A 17,015-nucleotide genomic window follows, 5' to 3' on the forward strand; every position below is an offset into this window, starting at 1 on the left:
CTGCAAATGTGAATATTGTATAATTTAGTTCCCCGAAAGGGAAAGTGACCTATGGTTATTATAACAATTATTTAACAAAAAGCAAATAATAAAACTGGAAAATTAAGTATTCTTTTCGAAACAATTTTAAAAAAGGACTGGATTATCAAAAATCCAGTCCTCTTTGTCGTGTTTTTGTTAGCTAAATGGATTTGGAGGTACGATGTTTTGGCTGTCCCCACCACTGGAAACACCGGGACCCGCCCCTGCACTTTCTTGACCATTCGGTTCATTGGGTTGATTCGGTGCATTCGGAGACTCCTGTGTTTCTTGTTCCCCTGGTCCACCAGAACCTGAATTCGTTGAAGAATTTGTATGAGATGAATCTGGTTTCGATCCATCCGTGGTGCCTTCCTGACCTGGCACCGTCGAAGTCCCCTCTGGATCCGGAACAGGAATTACAACTCCGGAGGTGTTTCTTTTTATTGTCGCAGGTTTTCCACGATAAGTACTATTATGGAAAAATTCATCCTTGACTACCGCCCCATCCTTTTTTGTGACCAGATTGGTAACCCATCGGCTTCCTTTTTTTTCCGCTTTTGCAATCTTTTCTTCCTCCAATTGAAGCGTCTGATCTTCTTCATATACCGGAGCAGGAGCGTCAAGTTCGGCAGTTTTCTTAGAAGTCAAAGATAAAGTGACACCTTTTTCCAATATAGGAATCCCTATAATGGATATCTTAAGCTTGCGCTTAGAAAAACTGGTCCGGATTGCAATGGCGTTTTTGGAATTGTTTTCAAATTTCATATCAGGCCCGCCAAAACTAACCATAGCGTCCTCACCTGGAGTTACGTAAGAAGGTTCATAACTATGAGCATGTCGTTCCGTAGTGTTAAGACCGGAAAATACAACTGCATTATACAGTGTGGAGGAAACTTGGCATACGCCTCCCCCTGGCTCTTCAATCAGCTCTCCATTTAAATAAGCACCTGCCGGGCGATAACCTTTTGCAGGGGAACGTTCCCCTGTTGCTTTGTTAAATGAAAACTCTTCCCCTGGCTGTAAGATCATACCATCAAGCGCTTTGGAAGCAAGTTCAATATTCTTGTTTCTAGCACTGTTTGCCGTTGTAGTTGTTGTATAGGTACCAAGCATTTGGTACATCTCTTTCGCTTGAGATTTGGTAAAATCCGGAGCAACTTCTCTTCCCTTGGCAAGAATTTCCGCCTTAAAATTCTTTGCTTTCATCTGAGCCAGAATATCTGAAACCAGTTGATCCTGATCAATGGTAAAGCCATTCTTTTCATCCGTATATACAAACTGCCCAGTACTTGTATCAAACTTTGAGATTTCACCATTCTTAGCTGGAACATCCCACTTCTTGGCCATGGACTTTACTTCTTCTTTTACTTCCACATCCAGTCCGTCCGTATTCAGCGTATAATTATCTTTTGGTTCCCCGGAATAAATTTCATCCAACAGCGAATCGACCTTGCTGTCCATGAAGTTTTTTAATTTGTATTCCTCATCATGATAGGTGACCTTCATTCCCCACATAAGTTTTTGATCAATGGCTTCTCTGGCTTCCCCTCTTGACATTCCAGTAATAGAGATCCCTTCCAACTTAACTTCTTTTTGCAGATCTGTCTCCGAAACCGTAGTGGTATTCACTTCTGTCTCTTTCGACTTGTTGCCAATCAATTTGACTGCTGCCACTACACAAATCACTGCCGCAGCTGCCATCAAAACCGCAAGAAGAATTTTAGTAACCCCGTACTGAGGTCCCCTTCTCTTCTTCCCTCGTCTATGCTGATAGGAACCATTGGTTCTATAAGACTGGCTTGTCCTACGTCTTGTGCTTGACGTATTCTTTTTATTTCCGTTTTGAGAAGATTGCACTCTTCCTCCCCGATTTTCTCTGTTACTATTTTGACTCATTCTATTCACCTTTTACCATGATTATGTAGCATTACAACCTGTAGTATACCATACTTTTTTGTAAATGCTATTACGATTTTATGAATTTTGATAATTATTATTCGAGTTATTTCAACATTTTACAGAACATAAAAAACATGTTAATATAGTGTTACTAAACTATTTCATTTTGGAGGTTTCTATGAATTTTGTCGATTTACACGTACATTCAAACGCTTCAGACGGAACCTTAACCCCTTCTGAAGTTGTTGCAGCCGCATTGGAAAAAGGACTTTCTGCCATTGCACTTACCGATCATGATACGATAGAAGGAATTTTCGAAGCTCAACAGGCAGCAAAAACACAGCCAATTGAGATCATACCGGGAATTGAGCTGTCCTGCGTTTATCAGGGAGAAGAAATACACATTCTAGGACTTTATGTGGACCCCACAGTCGAAACATTCCGAAAAGAAACCGATTCCCTAAAAGCCAATCGGGAAAAAAGAAACCTGGAAATCATCAAGCGCTTCCAGGCAGCCGGGATTTTGATCACTTTGGATGAGGTAAAAGGTGGAAATCCAGATACGGTTATTACCCGTGCTCATTTTGCCAGAGTCCTATTTGAAAAAGGCTACGTAAAAAACACAGACCAAGCATTCAAAAAATATCTCAGCTACACAGGTCCCTACTGCCCTAGAAAAGAAGAAATCACACCCGAGCATGCCATGAATCTCCTAAAAGACTGCAATGCCTCACCCGTTCTCGCTCATCCATATCTATATAAATTAGGAGATAAAAAAACAGAAGAACTTGTCGCCTATTTAAAAGGTCTGGGTCTGCATGGGCTAGAAGTGTATCATTCTTCGAACAATCAGTTCGAAAGTGGCAAATTAAAAAAGCTATCTGTCAAATACGACCTGTTTCCTACTGGAGGTTCTGATTTTCATGGAAGCAATAAGCCAGATATCCAGTTAGGTTCCGGCAGAGGGGGATTACGGGTATCCTCCCTTCTTTTAGATGATATAAAGAAAATCAGGCAGGAAAAGGGACTTTAATCCTTTTCCTGCTGGTTGTCAGCCAATGATACCTCTATCCATCATTTCAGCAAGTTCCATTGCAAAATAGGTAATTAGAATATTGGCTCCAGCCCGGAATATACTGATCGCTGATTCCCCTATCATTCTCTTCTCATCAATATACCCTGCTTTTGCTGCCGTCTTTATCATGGCATATTCCCCACTTACACTGTAGGCTGCCACGGGAAGGTCATACTGGTCTGAAACTTCCCTTATAATGTCAAGATAAGAAAGTGCTGGTTTGACCATTACAATATCAGCCCCTTCAAACACATCCAGTTTCACTTCTTTTAATGCCTCTTTTCTGTTATGAAAATCCATCTGATAACTTTTTCTGTCACCAAAAGAAGGGGCGGAGCCTGCCGCATCTCGGAATGGTCCGTAAAAAGCCGATGCGTATTTTGCAGAGTAAGCCATAATAGGGGTGTTTTTAAAACCCGCTTCTGTAAGCGCTGATCTTATAGAAGCAACTCTGCCATCCATCATATCAGAAGGAGCAACCATATGGGCACCTGCACGGACATGAGATACTGCGATCTGGTCTAGATAATTAAGCGTCTTATCATTGTCAACATAGGTTCCATCTAAGATACCACAATGTCCATGAGAGGTATACTCGCACATACAGACATCTGTAACGATATAAAAAGCAGGATAATTTTTCCGAATGAAACGAATGGCGCGCTGTACAATTCCATTGTCGTCGTATGCCTGCGTTCCCATGCTATCTTTTTCTGCGGGAATTCCAAACAAAAGCACCTTTTCCACACCTGAATGTATAAGTTTATCCATGATTACAGGAAGCTGGTCGACTGTGTACCGATACTGTCCTTCCATGGAAGGAATTTCCTCTATCATTCCTTCTCCATCCATTGTAAAAATGGGATATATAAGAGATTCTTTTGAAACTCTTGTTTCCCGTACTAGTTTTCTTAATGATTCCGTTGTCCGGAGTCTTCTCGGCCTGTATACTAAATCCATAATTGATTCCTCCTTTGTACTCGTCTTATTATACACTAGAAGAAAGAAGTTTCAAGTAATTCTTGCGGCATTGAAAAAGATTGCTTATAATAGAATTGTATATTACAAACTAGAAATGAGGACTGTTCTATGGAAGAATTTTATCAGGCAATTGAGGCGGGAATCCGCGCCTCTGGATATCAAGAACCAGTAAGCGGAGAAGAGATCTATCAAGAGATCTGTGATCAAATGGATGAGAAAGAGCCAGGTGCCTATATTTTCATGTCAAAAATAACAGGAGACACTTTTTTCGAATATAATATACAGATATTCGAAGATCAGTTTAATTTAAGTTCTATTGATATTCATTCCAACGGAACAAAATATCATGCGGATTTTGATTGAGACAGTCATAATCGAAGAAAAACCGATTCCTACGAATGGTTTCGGTTTTTCTTCTGCAGTAATCTTCGATTGACTGTCTGTCTTAATAAGGAATAAAAAACAGAGCTGAGAGGAATAAATATGAGCATCCCAACAATCCCCATGGCACTGCCTCCAAGTGTAACAGCAACTAAAACCCAGATAGAAGGAAGTCCCACTGAATTACCAACCACATGGGGATAAATAAAATTCCCCTCTAACTGCTGTAACACAAAAAAGAGAATCAGAAACAGAAGCGCGTCAAAGGGCGTCACCATAAGCATTAAGAATGCGCCGATGGCGCAGCCAATAAATGCACCAAATAGGGGAATCAAAGCCGTAAAAGCGATCAACACCCCAATTAGTAAAGCATAGGGAAGACGAAAGATCCAAAGAGTAACAAAAAACATACTCCCCAATATGACTGCCTCCATACATTGTCCCGCTAAAAAGCTGGAAAAAGTATGTGAAGTTAACTGTAAAATCTCCAGCGTTCTTGCATTCACTTTATCTGGTAGGAATGCTCTCATCAGCTTATTGCATTGGCGGGATAGTATTTCTTTTTGAAGCAGAATATAAATGGCAAACACAACGGCTATTCCAAACGTCATCACTCCGCTTATCATGGATAAGGCCGCGGAAACCGTAGAAGAGATCACATTTCCTGCGCCGTTGGATAAAAACTCCAGGATATGCTCCATAACTGACTTCCAGTCGATCTGTATCTGTCCAATCTGGTTTGCGATTTCAGGATAACGGTAGAAAAGATTTTCTGCTCCATCTTTCATCTGGGTGAAGAAAACTGGAAAACTGTTCTGCAGGCTTAAAATGGTAGCAAACAATTCCGGCAATACAACAAAGATTACCACAAGCAGGATACCTATAACGAATAAAAAAGTTAAAAAAAGACTTAGCGGCCTCCGAAACCGATTCTTTTCTTTCACTGGGAGTAACTTTTCGATTCTTCGCATCGGTACATTTAGTACAAATGCTATGACTGCTCCCAAAAGAAAGGGTGTCGTATATCCAATTAATCTAAGAATCAACACAAGCAAGATTCGGTAGTTAAAACCGATAACGGCTGCCAAAACAGCAAATGCAATCAGTCCGTAGATTTTTTTAATCGTGCGATCATTTAATTCCATAGTTGTCTCCTTCTAGGTTTCTTCCTTAAAGATCTTTTTAATATCTTCTTCAGTGGCTTTTAGTGTTCCCTGAACCATCTGTGTACTTCCACCACCGCGACCCTCTAGTCTTTTGTTCATACGCTTGCTTAGGTCTCGCATATCCTTTTTCCCACTTCCCAAGGCATACTGATAGACTCCATTTGATCCAGAACAGATCAGAACAACTTCCCCTTTGTTTTTCTCAAACAATAACGTACTGTATTGTCTCATGTGCAAAGGAGACATATTTTCTTCAAATAATAACAAAGGAGAATCCGAGAACGAAAATTCCGCCGCTTTTCTCTCAAGTATATCCTTGGTCAATTGGTCAATTCTTACGTTCTTCTCTACTCCTTCTTCTTTTAGTTTTTCCACAGCCTGCACGATACCATCTGATTTCTTCGACAACAAGGTAGAAAGTTCTGATACACACTCTTGCTTTCTTCGATAATCGAAAAGTGCATCCTGACCGCAATGTAAGGATATCCTTACTCCACCTTTGTAGCGTACCATTCCTGTCACTTTCATGATCCCAATCTCACCACTTTGATTTACGTGGGTTCCGCAGCAGGCACAACGGTCTCCGCCGGGAATTTCTATAATTCGTACCTGCCCACTCAACTCTTTTTTACTTCGATAATCCATTGCCTCTAGTTCTTCTTTTGAGGGATAAGTCTCCAATACAGGTAAATTTAACCAGATTAACTCATTGACTTCCTCTTCCACCATTATCATCTGCTCCATGGTCAAAATTCCATTAAAATCTACCGTCACTTCATTCTTCCCCATGTGAAAGCCAACATTATCGTATCCAAACTTCTTATGTACTACACCAGAAAGTAAATGTTCTCCTGAATGATTCTGCATGTGAGAAAATCTCCTCTTCCAGTCCAGCACTCCCTCTACTGCATTCCCTTTTACAAGTGGTCTATCCGTCTGATGGATGATTCCTTCCTCTGTTTCTTTCACGGAAAGGACAACTGCCTCTCCCAATGTTCCTATGTCAGACGGCTGTCCCCCACCTTCTGGATAAAAGGCTGTCCGATTCAAAAAGATCTCAAACGTTCCATTCTCGCCTAGTCTGCATTCCGTCACATTCGCTTCAAACGTTTTTATATATGTTTTTTCATAAAATAATTTTTCCATGCTTGCCCTTCTTCCTCTGTTGTTACTAATTATACACAACAAACTGGTAAGTTCAAACATATAAATAAAAATTTTTGAGAAAAAATGGAAACAGTGGCAAGCAGATACTCATACACTTACAGTGTAAAGAAATTAATTGGAGGAACCAATATGAGTGATCTGGCAGCAACGAATTGTGGATGTGGATGCGACACAGGATGTGGTGGTAGTGGTGGCGGATGTGGTAATATTATCTGGCTTATCCTTATCTTGTGCTGCTGTGGCGGTAACGGCTTCGGCGGCGGTGGAAGTTGTGGCGGCGGTTGCGGCGGCGGTTGCGGCGGCGGTTGCGGTGATGGAGGTAGTTTTATTTGGATTATACTTCTCCTTTGCTGCTGCGGCGGCGGTAGCGGTTTTGGCGGAGGCTTCTGCTAAACAAAAACATAAAACAGGACCCGAACTTTTCTTTGTTCGGGTCCTGTTTTCGTTCTTAGCGATTTTGCGGTTTATCCTGTCCGGGCCTTTTAAAAGTGTTTGGGTTACTACTGCCCTTTAACGTGTTCCTATTTTGTTTTTGTTTCATACATTCTTCGTCGATTTCGTAAACTGCATTCCCATCTATAATTAATCGGCTTCTCATATCTATATCACTCTCCTGTAATACTAATATATGCAGCTGCATATATTGTCAACAAGAAAAGTAAGGATCTTATGCCATGAACAATGAAGAAAATATACAAGCAAACGATCTAGACTCACGCATTGGTGACAACCATATACAAATGATGAAAGCAGCATTGCCTTATATGAATGTTCCCAATCAACGGTTTATTTCTTATTTTATAAAAATAAGTGAATTACGCCGTACCGTTCATTTATTTGATGATGAAGAGGTGGCAACTATGGGAATCTGTTCTGCAGGAGAACGATCAACCCCAGATTCTCCCATGGATATGCTAAATATCATCAAGCCATATGCCAATCCTGCTGAACAGGATTTAATTGATTTATTCATGAATTTTTTCCAGGGATTTAAGATGGCTGGAGCCTATTCCAATCAGGTCCCAAGTTCCACCATTCCATTACAGGCACAGTCGGAAACAAATAACAGAAATCAAAATACAAACCGTTCAAACAATCCGTTTGGTAATTTACCAATTGATCAAATCAAAAATTTCCTTCCACCGGAACAGCAATCCCGTCTAGATACTATGCAGCTTATGATGTCTGCCATGCAGCAGATGAACTAATACCACCAGTCAAAGAAAGGAAATGTGAAAACGTATGAATTCCAATTGGAAACAGGACCCAAGACTCAAAAAAATGAATCCTCAGAAACTTTCTATGCTTACTGAATTCGCAAAACAGGTAGAATCAACTCCAAAGGACCAACTTTTTACCACTCTCATAAGTTTAAATGCACAAGCCAGCCAAAAAGGGGTCGAGTTTAATGACGAGGAAACTGATCTGCTGATCTCCATAATGAGTGATGGTATGAGTCCTAACGAAAAGCAACGTATTAATACGCTTAGGCTTTTATCTCAGAATCTAATGAAACGCAATAAAAAGTAAAGGAAAGGACATTATGGTTTTTTCTAATGGCCATAATGTCCTTTTTTTATTTACACACGATATTAATTATCTTTCGGGGAACGTAAATTTCTTTGATGATCGTTCCTGTGATTTTATCTGGAATTAATGCTTTACCAGCTTCTATGGCAGCTTCTTTCGAGACATCTACAGGTAACGTCACCACAGCTCTGGTTTTCCCATTCACCTGAACCGCAATCTCAATCTCGTCTTCCTTCATCGCTTCTTCATCCCACTTAGGCCATGTCCCATGGAATACAGTATCTGTACCACCAAGCTGACGCCACAGTTCTTCTGTGATGTGAGGTGCAAATGGAGCGAGTAAGATTACAAACGTCTCCAATGTTTCTTTATCGATCCCACCCGTTTTTTTCGCCAAGTCAATGAATTTATTGTTATACTCCATGAAGCCGGAGATAACTGTATTTAAATTAAACTGATTAAACCGCTGTTCTATGTCAAATACCATCTTGTGACGAAGACGGATCATCTCTTTGGTTGGTTCCACCTGTTTGCCTGCGTTTTCCGTTACCAGATTCCAGAAACGATTTAAGAAACGGCTGACTCCTTCAATTCCTCTGTCATCCCATTCCGCATCAAGTTCCGGTGGTCCAACAAAAAGCTCATACATACGAAGGGCATCGCAGCCATAGTCTCGAACCAGTTCATCTGGTGAAACCACATTTCCTTTCGACTTGCTCATCTTAATGCCATTTTTCCCGGTTATCATACCCTGATTAAACAGCTTAACAAATGGTTCGTTAAAATCAACCACACCGATATCATTTAAGAATTTGGTGTAAAAGCGGGAATAAAGAAGGTGAAGTACTGCATGTTCCACTCCTCCAATGTACATGTCCACCGGAAGATACTGTTGTGCCTTTTCTTTTGAAACCAATTCTTTGTTATTGTGACTGTCTACATAACGAAGGAAATACCAGGAAGATCCTGCCCACTGTGGCATGGTATTGGTTTCTCTCTTCGCCGGTGCACCGCATTCTGGACAGGTCGTATTCACCCACTCGTCAATATCTGCCAGTGGGGATTCCCCTGTCCCAGTGGGCTGATAGGTTTCTACTTTCGGAAGGGTAAGGGGAAGCTGATCCTCTGGAACTGGAACATTGCCACAATGCGGACAATGAATAATCGGAATTGGCTCTCCCCAATAACGTTGTCTGGAGAATACCCAATCACGAAGTTTGAAGTTTTCTGTCTTCCTGCCAAGTCCCCGTTTTTCGATCATTGCAGGAGCCTCTTTTTTCAGTACTGCAGACTCTAGACCATCCCATTCTGAAGAATTGATCATAATTCCATTGGCTTCTGTGTAAGGTTCGGTTAATGGTTTTATTTCTTCTCCAGCCTTAGCAATTACCTGAATAATTGGAATCTCAAACTTAGTAGCGAACTCAAAGTCTCTCTCATCGTGAGCCGGCACACACATAATAGCACCCGTCCCGTAATCTGCTAATACATAATCAGAAAGCCAGATGGGAACTTTTGCTCCACTTAATGGATTTAGAGCATAACTTCCGGTAAAAACTCCAGTTTTTTCTTTATCCTGCAGACGATCCACATTGGATTTCATGGAAGCATCATAGATATACTGATCAACCGCTTTTTTATTCTCAGGCGTTGATAGTTGTGCCGCAAGTGCATGTTCTGGTGCCAATACCATAAAAGTAGCTCCGTATAAGGTGTCTGGTCTTGTTGTATAGACCGTAATTGTATCGTCTCTGTCTTCAACTTTAAAATCAACTTCTGCACCATAGGATTTACCGATCCAGTCTGCCTGCATTTTTTTAACCTTTTCCGGCCAGTCAAGCTGATCAAGATCATTTAATAGTCTGTCTGCATATTCTGTGATCTTTAACATCCACTGTCTTAGATTTTTCTTAGTAACTGGGGTTGCACATCGTTCACAGCAGCCATTTACTACTTCTTCATTGGCCAATCCCGTCTTACAAGATGGACACCAGTTAATCGGAAATTCCTTTTCATAAGCAAGACCTTTTTTAAACATCTGAACGAAAATCCATTGCGTCCATTTATAAAATTCCGGATCTGTGGTATTAACCTCCATATCCCAATCGTAGACAGCAGAAATTTCACCCATCTGACGCTTAATGTTATTCACATTTTCTGCTGTTGATTTAGATGGATGAACTCCCATTTTAATGGCATAATTCTCTGCAGGAAGTCCAAAGGCATCCCAGCCCATGGGATGGATCACATAATGCCCTTTTAAAATCTGATACCGGCTCCATACATCAGAGATTACATACCCTCTCCAGTGTCCTACGTGAAGTCCACTTCCTGATGGATATGGGAACATATCCAGACAGTAATACTTCGGTTTTTTTCCATCATTCACATTAATGGGACTTTCTTTCCAATTTTCCCGCCATTTTTTCTCAATGGCGCTATGATTGTATGATGCCATGATAACAATTCCTCCTTAATTTTAAAGTTTTGGGATGTTCAAAGAACCTCCAGACAATACAAAAAAGCGTCCCCATCCGTCCTTAGACGATGATAGAGACGCAGATTACACCACGTGGTACCACTCTATTTCATACAAAAAGTATGCTCTCACTGGATATTCTATCTATCCACCTACGATAACGGTGAGGAAACCGGCAACACTTACGCAAAAGCGAACTTTCTTCAGTATGCTACTCAAAGGCCAGTTCAGCTGTCCATCCCAACCAGCTTCCACCAACCGCTGGCTCTCTGTATGTTTCAGACTGCTTACTACTCCTAATCATTGTATTTATGCTGTCAATAAATGTATCATACCCAAAGAATTGTGTCAACCCTTTTAGAATAACTCAGTTATAACAAAAATAAAGGCAGAAATCAGGAAAAACAAGATCATTCCTGCATTACGAAAAATTATATTCCTTCTCCCTCTGTTCCATACGTCATATTCGCCCTGCTCCAGCACCCATTTTTTCTGACTCGTAAAGAATAGTACAATGCCGATGACTACACTTCCCAGTAGAAAAAGGGAGTATAGGTATGCTAACGGAATGGACTTTTGCACTTGCAAGGCTATGATAGAACCCATAAAATTAATGATCATGTGAAATAGAATGGTATAGCGGAGTCGTCCAGTACGAATGTATACATACGCAAGCACCAGACCGATTCCAAATGCATAAAAAAACTGATAAAAATTCCCATGGCTCAATCCAAAGATAATCGCAGAAATCAAAATAGCCGCTCGGTCTCCATAGATACGAACGCGGTCAATCAATAACTTACGGAATAAAAATTCTTCACAAATCGGAGCCATTATGACCATCACGATCAGTATGGTAACTGGATCTAACTGTCGAACCACCTGATCAATGGGATTAATCATTGGCTCTCCTGTCAGTGCACTGACTAGCTTCATCAAAGCCTGCCCCATGATATTACCTAGAAACAACCCACTGACACATATGAAAAACGAGTGGATCAGTAACTCTTTTCCGGCTCTTTGTTCCACTGGTTTTCCCGACGTTGGTAGATTCCTTATAATCAAATATACGACACTGCCCCCAATTAAGTAATTGGCCAATGAAGACAGAAACATATACCCATTCATATCCGTGATCGCAATCCCTGCTTTCGTAAGCAAAAACATTATTAATCTAAACAAGATCTGCACTACAATCGATCCTCCTAAGAATGCACTGTAGCCAAATCCAATTCTTCGAAATATTTGGGCTGCTCTTTTCTTATCTTCCACTCATACACACCTCCTGTAAGCATGCTATTAGTGTAGCATAGATAAGTAGGAAGTGCAATTTAAAGAGTGTCCACTTTTCCCGCCCGTTCCTCCACTTCTTTCTTCTGTACATCCATGGGAGCCTGCTCATAATGGCTGAATTTATATTCATAGGTACCAATTCCACCTGTTATGGAACGTAAATCCGTATTATAGCCAAACAGCTCGGACATGGGAATCTCCGCTTCAATCACCTGTTTGTTTGAATGATTGGACTCCATCCCAAGCACACGGCCTCTCCTTCGGTTTAAATCCCCCATAACATCTCCGGTAAAGGAATCAGGGACTAATACCTTAAGGGTGACAATCGGTTCCAATAAGACCGGGTTCGCCTCCATAAATCCTTTCTTAAATGCCATGGTTGCCGCCATCTTAAATGCCAGTTCCGAAGAGTCCACCGGATGATAGGATCCATCGGTTAAAATGGCTTTTAATCCTACGATGGGATAAGCAGCAAGGGGTCCCTTACGCACACATTCTGCAATTCCTTTCTCCACTGCAGGAAAATAATTTTTAGGAACGGCACCTCCAAAAACATTCTCTTCAAACACATAGGGTGTTTCCAAATCATTGGTTGGTTCAAAGATCATCTTCACATCCCCGTACTGGCCATGTCCACCTGACTGTTTCTTATATCTCCCCTGTACCTCCACTTTTTTTTGGATCGTCTCACGAAATGCAAATTTAGGTTTGCTAAGTTCTATCTCGACTTTGTATCGGCTTAACAATTTGCTAACCACTACCTCTAATTGCTGATCCCCCATTGCATACAACAAAGACTGCCGATTTTCCTTATCATTAACTGATTTTAAGGTCAAGTCCTCTTCCATAAGCTTACTAATCGCATTGGATACTTTATCATCGTCTCCTTTGGTTTTGGTCCGGTAACGCATATAGGTATAAGGTGTGGAAATATCTGGTCGGTGATACAGAATAGGAGCAGAACGAAGAGCAATGGTATCGCCAGTCTGCGTTACGTTCAGTTTGGATACTGCACCAATATCTCCTGCTTTTAATTCCTTAACTTCCATCGATTCTTTTCCTCTTAACAGATAAAGTTTACCAACCCTTTCTTCCATTTCTTTATTTACGTTATAGATATTACAATCCGGTTTTAGTGTTCCAGTGCAAATTTTTAATAAGGAATACTTCCCAATAAAGGGATCTACAACCGTCTTAAATACGCGCGCAGATAAAGAGACATCTCCGTTGTATTTTGCCGTAAAACGTTCCCCAGTGGAAACATCTACGCCAATGCACTCATAACGGTCTGGAGATGGGAAATATTTATCAATGGCCTGTAGTAACATATTAGCTCCTTGAGCATGGATTCCAGAACCTAATAAAACCGGTACAATGTCTCCTTCAATGACATGCTGCCTAAGTGCAGTGGATATCTCTTTCTGGGTGAATGCATCCCCGGAAAAATAGCGTTCCATGTATTCTTCACTGGTTTCAGCAACCGCTTCCATTAACGCTTCCCTAGCAATCCCCAGATTCTTCTTACTATATTCTGGAATGCTGCATTCCACATAATCACTGGCTGTAGTAAATCGGCGTCCAACCATTTTAACTACATTCACAAATCCTACAAACGTTTCATTTTCCCGAATGGGGAGATGGAATGGTGCGATCTTCCTTCCAAATTCTTTATCTAGTTTCAGCAGTAATTCACGGTAACTCGCCTGATCATCATCCATATTGGTCACAAAAAACAATCTGGGAAGTTTGTACTTATTACAGAGTTCCCATGCCTTTAATGTTCCCACTTCGATTCCTGCCTTACAGTTTATCACTATGACAGCTCCATCTGCAACGCTGATTGCTTCTTCTACTTCACCTGTAAAATCAAAATGACCAGGCGTATCTAATAAATTGATTTTAAGCTTCCCCTCCTCTCCTTCATATTCTAAGGGAATCAGAGATGTAGAAATAGAAAACTGTCTTTTTGTCTCTTCTTTGTCATAATCACTGATAGTACTTCCATCTATCACTTTACCCATTCTGCTGATCGCTCCTGTAACGAACGTCATCGCTTCTGCCAGGGTGGTTTTTCCAGCACCACCATGCCCAAGCAAGGCGACGTTACGAATCTGTTTGGTTCCATACACATCCATAAACATTCCTCCTGTTCCGTCTTATCGTTTATATAACACATTTTACTGAAATAGCATTTTAATTGCAAGTATAATGTGCAATTTGCACAAATATCTTTCGACATTTTTCTTAACACACAAAAAAAAGAGGGCTGAGCCCTCTTTTTAATAAATCTTATTCTTCAAACGCTTTGTCTAGTTTTCCACCCTTATCAAAGGAGTAACTAGAACCACCTATTTCAATCGTACCTGTCACCATATGACCTTTGGAATCAAAATAATACCAGTCGTCATTCACCTTCTGCCAGCCTTTTACCATATACCCATCTTGATCAAAATAGTACCACTTATTATCCACAGCCGCAAAACAGCCCTGTGAAAAAGAGCCATCACTGTTTCTATATTTCCAACCATCTGCTTCTTTTTTCCAGCCAGATTTCAGAGATTCAGAGGTATCTTCATTATAAATATTTTGAGCATTTGCCTCTATTTGCAGGGGAGATTGACGTAAAAAGGTCAAACAACCAAACGAAATCAAACCAGTTGTTCCAAAAACAATCATCTTCTTCCATACTTTTTTCATCATTTACTCCTCCACTGATTTTCTATAATTATAACAGATTTTAATCCAAATTTCCATATCTTAATATTATTGTAAATATTTGTAATAACTAAGTTCATAATTGTATTCGCTTTAAAGTTTCAAAGTTTAAAGTACAAAAGCGTTGACAAGTCTCAAACTATCCTTTACAATGAGGATTAATCATTTGTTAAAAGAGAGGGGATCCTATATGATTATCATAATGAAACCAAAAGCCTCTGTGGAAGCAGTGGAAAACATCAGATATATAATTGAAGCCAAAGGACTACAGGCTCATCTGTCTCAAGGGACAGAAGTAACGATTGTTGGAGTTGTTGGTGATAAAACAAAACTTGAAGGTTCCAACATAGAAATGATGGAAGGAGTCGATAAAATTGTGGCCGTTACGGAACCTTATAAACTTGTAAATAAAAAATTTCATCCAGATGACTCTGTGATCTCTGTGGGCAACGCTAAAATAGGCTCCGGACATCTTACTATGATGGCAGGTCCATGTGCGATCGAGAATCATGATATGCTCTTAGAAACTGCATATGCAGTAAAAAAAGCTGGTGCACAATTTCTACGAGGAGGCGCCTATAAACCAAGAACCTCACCTTATGCATTCCAGGGTCTGGAAGAAGAGGGGCTAAGGTATATGAAAGAAGCAAGGGAGGCAACTGGACTTAATGTTGTCTGCGAAGTCACCAGTCTTCGGGCTCTTGAAACTTCTGTCAAATATGTAGATATGATACAGATTGGTGCCAGAAATATGCAAAACTTCGAGTTGCTAAAAGAAGCTGGAAAAGCCGGAATTCCTGTATTGTTAAAAAGAGGGCTCTCCGCAACCATTGACGAATGGCTCAATGCAGCAGAATACATTGCATCGGAAGGCAATCAAAACATCGTACTTTGCGAGAGAGGGATCCGTACATACGAGACTGCGACCAGAAATACGCTGGACATCAGTGCGGTACCTGTGATTCGTTCCAAAAGCCACCTCCCTATTATCATTGACCCTAGTCATTCTACCGGAGTAAGAACTTATATTGAACCAATCTCGAAAGCAGCCATTGCTGTAGGTGCGGACGGACTGATTGTAGAAGTACACCCCTGCCCTTCTTCTGCATTGTCAGATGGCCCCCAATCCCTTACGTTTGATCAATTTAATCATCTTGTGGAAGAACTGATTCCTTACGCCAGACTTTCCGGGAGGGATATCCATGAATGATGCGGTCATTGCCTTTATTGGGCTTGGTCTCATCGGAGGTTCCATCGCCAGAGGGATCAAGCGAGAAGCACCTGATACAAAAATCATGGCTTATATGCGGACTCGCAAAAAGTTATTAAAAGCAAAAGAAGACGGAATTGTAGATGTGATACTTAACGGTGTTGGAGAAGAATTAAAAGAATGCGATCTGATCTTTCTCTGCACCCCAGTTGAATACAACGCCAATTACCTTTCACAAATCCAACCATTTCTAAAACCGGGAGCTATTATTACGGACGTAGGCAGCACGAAAACAGACATTCATGAAGAAGTGATCCGCCTTGGAATGGAATCCTGTTTTATCGGGGGACATCCCATGGCTGGGTCGGAAAAAACAGGGTATGAAAATTCCACCTCTCATCTTTTAGAGAATGCCTATTACATCATAACACCTACCACCCTTACCACATCCGGACAAACAGATCGCTTGGTTAACATTGCAACGATGATTGGTTCCCTCCCAATTGTCCTTGATTATCAGGAACATGATTTTGTTACGGCCGGAATCAGTCACCTGCCGCATATTATCGCATCCAGTTTGGTCAATTTGATCAGAGATACCGATAGCGGACAGGGACTTATGAAGCAGCTTGCCGCAGGAGGATTTAAGGATATTACAAGAATCGCTTCGTCTTCGCCAGAGATGTGGGAACAGATATGCTTGACAAACCATAAAAATCTGGGCATCATCCTAGAGCGTTATATTACTTCCTTAAATCAGATCCTGGCTGAATTAAAATCCAAAAACAGTCCGTACATCCATGAACTTTTCCAGTCTTCTAGAATATACCGTGATTCCTTTTCGGAACACGCAGCCGGTTCCATTCCTCCAGAACATTTCTTCACGGTAGACATGGCAGACGAGGTTGGCGCCATCTCCACGTTATCGGTTATCCTTGCTGCCAAGGGAATCAGCATTAAAAATATAGGCATCAATCATAACCGGGAACAAGGGGAAGGGGCTCTGCGCATTGAGTTTTATGACAGGGAGAACATGAATCAGGCATGGAAACAACTGGAACATTACCACTATGATTTAACATCAAATTAATGAGAGGA

At 40.9% G+C, this 17,015-nt stretch carries 15 protein-coding genes and 1 other annotated feature; of the genes, 7 read left to right on the plus strand and 8 right to left on the minus strand.

Features of this window, described 5'->3' with window-relative positions; genetic code table 11:
- Nucleotides 1-177 precede the first annotated feature (177 nt).
- Nucleotides 178-1,917, minus strand: coding sequence for a VanW family protein (locus EFT72_RS16000; RefSeq protein WP_124067924.1), 1,740 nt, complete (start codon nucleotides 1,915-1,917; stop codon nucleotides 178-180).
- 181 nt (nucleotides 1,918-2,098) lie between these two features.
- Between EFT72_RS16000 and EFT72_RS16005 the strand changes: the two genes are divergently transcribed.
- Complete coding sequence (locus EFT72_RS16005; protein WP_124067925.1) at nucleotides 2,099-2,953, plus strand: PHP domain-containing protein; 855 nt, start codon at nucleotides 2,099-2,101, stop codon at nucleotides 2,951-2,953.
- Between the two features lie 18 nt (nucleotides 2,954-2,971).
- On the opposite strand, the gene hemB is transcribed toward EFT72_RS16005, so the two are convergent.
- Complete coding sequence (gene hemB, locus EFT72_RS16010; RefSeq protein WP_124067926.1) at nucleotides 2,972-3,955, minus strand: porphobilinogen synthase; 984 nt, start codon at nucleotides 3,953-3,955, stop codon at nucleotides 2,972-2,974.
- Between the two features lie 129 nt (nucleotides 3,956-4,084).
- On the opposite strand from hemB, the gene EFT72_RS16015 reads away from it, so the two are divergent.
- Complete coding sequence (locus EFT72_RS16015) at nucleotides 4,085-4,339, plus strand: hypothetical protein (protein WP_124067927.1); 255 nt, start codon at nucleotides 4,085-4,087, stop codon at nucleotides 4,337-4,339.
- Between the two features lie 29 nt (nucleotides 4,340-4,368).
- Here EFT72_RS16015 and EFT72_RS16020 read toward each other — a convergent pair whose 3' ends face one another.
- Both EFT72_RS16020 and EFT72_RS16025 read right to left on the minus strand, forming a co-directional pair.
- On the minus strand, nucleotides 4,369-5,502 hold the full coding sequence (locus EFT72_RS16020; RefSeq protein WP_124067928.1) for an AI-2E family transporter: 1,134 nt from the start codon (nucleotides 5,500-5,502) through the stop codon (nucleotides 4,369-4,371).
- Nucleotides 5,503-5,514: 12 nt separating this feature from the next.
- Complete coding sequence (locus EFT72_RS16025) at nucleotides 5,515-6,669, minus strand: alanyl-tRNA editing protein (RefSeq protein ID WP_124067929.1); 1,155 nt, start codon at nucleotides 6,667-6,669, stop codon at nucleotides 5,515-5,517.
- 150 nt (nucleotides 6,670-6,819) lie between these two features.
- On the opposite strand from EFT72_RS16025, the gene EFT72_RS16030 reads away from it, so the two are divergent.
- The 3 genes from EFT72_RS16030 to EFT72_RS16040 all read left to right on the plus strand — a co-directional run bounded on the left by EFT72_RS16030 (nucleotide 6,820) and on the right by EFT72_RS16040 (nucleotide 8,220).
- The gene (locus EFT72_RS16030; RefSeq protein WP_124067930.1) at nucleotides 6,820-7,083 is read left to right on the plus strand and encodes a hypothetical protein; all 264 of its coding nucleotides are present in this window, start codon (nucleotides 6,820-6,822) and stop codon (nucleotides 7,081-7,083) included.
- A 281-nt stretch (nucleotides 7,084-7,364) separates the two neighbouring features.
- Nucleotides 7,365-7,898, plus strand: coding sequence for a hypothetical protein (locus EFT72_RS16035; RefSeq protein ID WP_124067931.1), 534 nt, complete (start codon nucleotides 7,365-7,367; stop codon nucleotides 7,896-7,898).
- A 34-nt stretch (nucleotides 7,899-7,932) separates the two neighbouring features.
- Complete coding sequence (locus EFT72_RS16040; RefSeq protein WP_124067932.1) at nucleotides 7,933-8,220, plus strand: hypothetical protein; 288 nt, start codon at nucleotides 7,933-7,935, stop codon at nucleotides 8,218-8,220.
- A gap of 46 nt (nucleotides 8,221-8,266) precedes the next feature.
- Here the strand turns inward: EFT72_RS16040 and leuS are convergent, their stop codons facing one another.
- The 4 genes from leuS to EFT72_RS16060 form a co-directional block, all read right to left on the minus strand.
- The gene (gene leuS, locus EFT72_RS16045) at nucleotides 8,267-10,678 is read right to left on the minus strand and encodes a leucine--tRNA ligase (RefSeq protein WP_124067933.1); all 2,412 of its coding nucleotides are present in this window, start codon (nucleotides 10,676-10,678) and stop codon (nucleotides 8,267-8,269) included.
- A gap of 91 nt (nucleotides 10,679-10,769) precedes the next feature.
- Nucleotides 10,770-11,012: a binding site (T-box leader), on the minus strand.
- A 44-nt stretch (nucleotides 11,013-11,056) separates the two neighbouring features.
- On the minus strand, nucleotides 11,057-11,971 hold the full coding sequence (locus EFT72_RS16050) for a type II CAAX endopeptidase family protein (protein ID WP_124067934.1): 915 nt from the start codon (nucleotides 11,969-11,971) through the stop codon (nucleotides 11,057-11,059).
- Between the two features lie 59 nt (nucleotides 11,972-12,030).
- Nucleotides 12,031-14,127, minus strand: coding sequence for an elongation factor G (locus EFT72_RS16055; RefSeq protein WP_124067935.1), 2,097 nt, complete (start codon nucleotides 14,125-14,127; stop codon nucleotides 12,031-12,033).
- Nucleotides 14,128-14,281: 154 nt separating this feature from the next.
- On the minus strand, nucleotides 14,282-14,692 hold the full coding sequence (locus EFT72_RS16060) for a hypothetical protein (protein WP_124067936.1): 411 nt from the start codon (nucleotides 14,690-14,692) through the stop codon (nucleotides 14,282-14,284).
- Between the two features lie 205 nt (nucleotides 14,693-14,897).
- On the opposite strand from EFT72_RS16060, the gene aroF reads away from it, so the two are divergent.
- Together aroF and EFT72_RS16070 are read left to right on the plus strand one after the other, a co-directional pair.
- A complete protein-coding gene (gene aroF, locus EFT72_RS16065) occupies nucleotides 14,898-15,917 on the plus strand; it encodes a 3-deoxy-7-phosphoheptulonate synthase (RefSeq protein ID WP_124067937.1) in 1,020 nt (339 codons plus the stop codon).
- On the plus strand, nucleotides 15,910-17,007 hold the full coding sequence (locus EFT72_RS16070; RefSeq protein ID WP_124067938.1) for a prephenate dehydrogenase: 1,098 nt from the start codon (nucleotides 15,910-15,912) through the stop codon (nucleotides 17,005-17,007). The genes aroF and EFT72_RS16070 overlap by 8 nt, the downstream gene beginning before the upstream one ends.
- Nucleotides 17,008-17,015 lie beyond the last annotated feature (8 nt).

Source organism: Clostridium sp. E02 (assembly GCF_003833015.1).
Taxonomy (GTDB): Bacteria; Bacillota; Clostridia; order Lachnospirales; family Lachnospiraceae; genus Lacrimispora.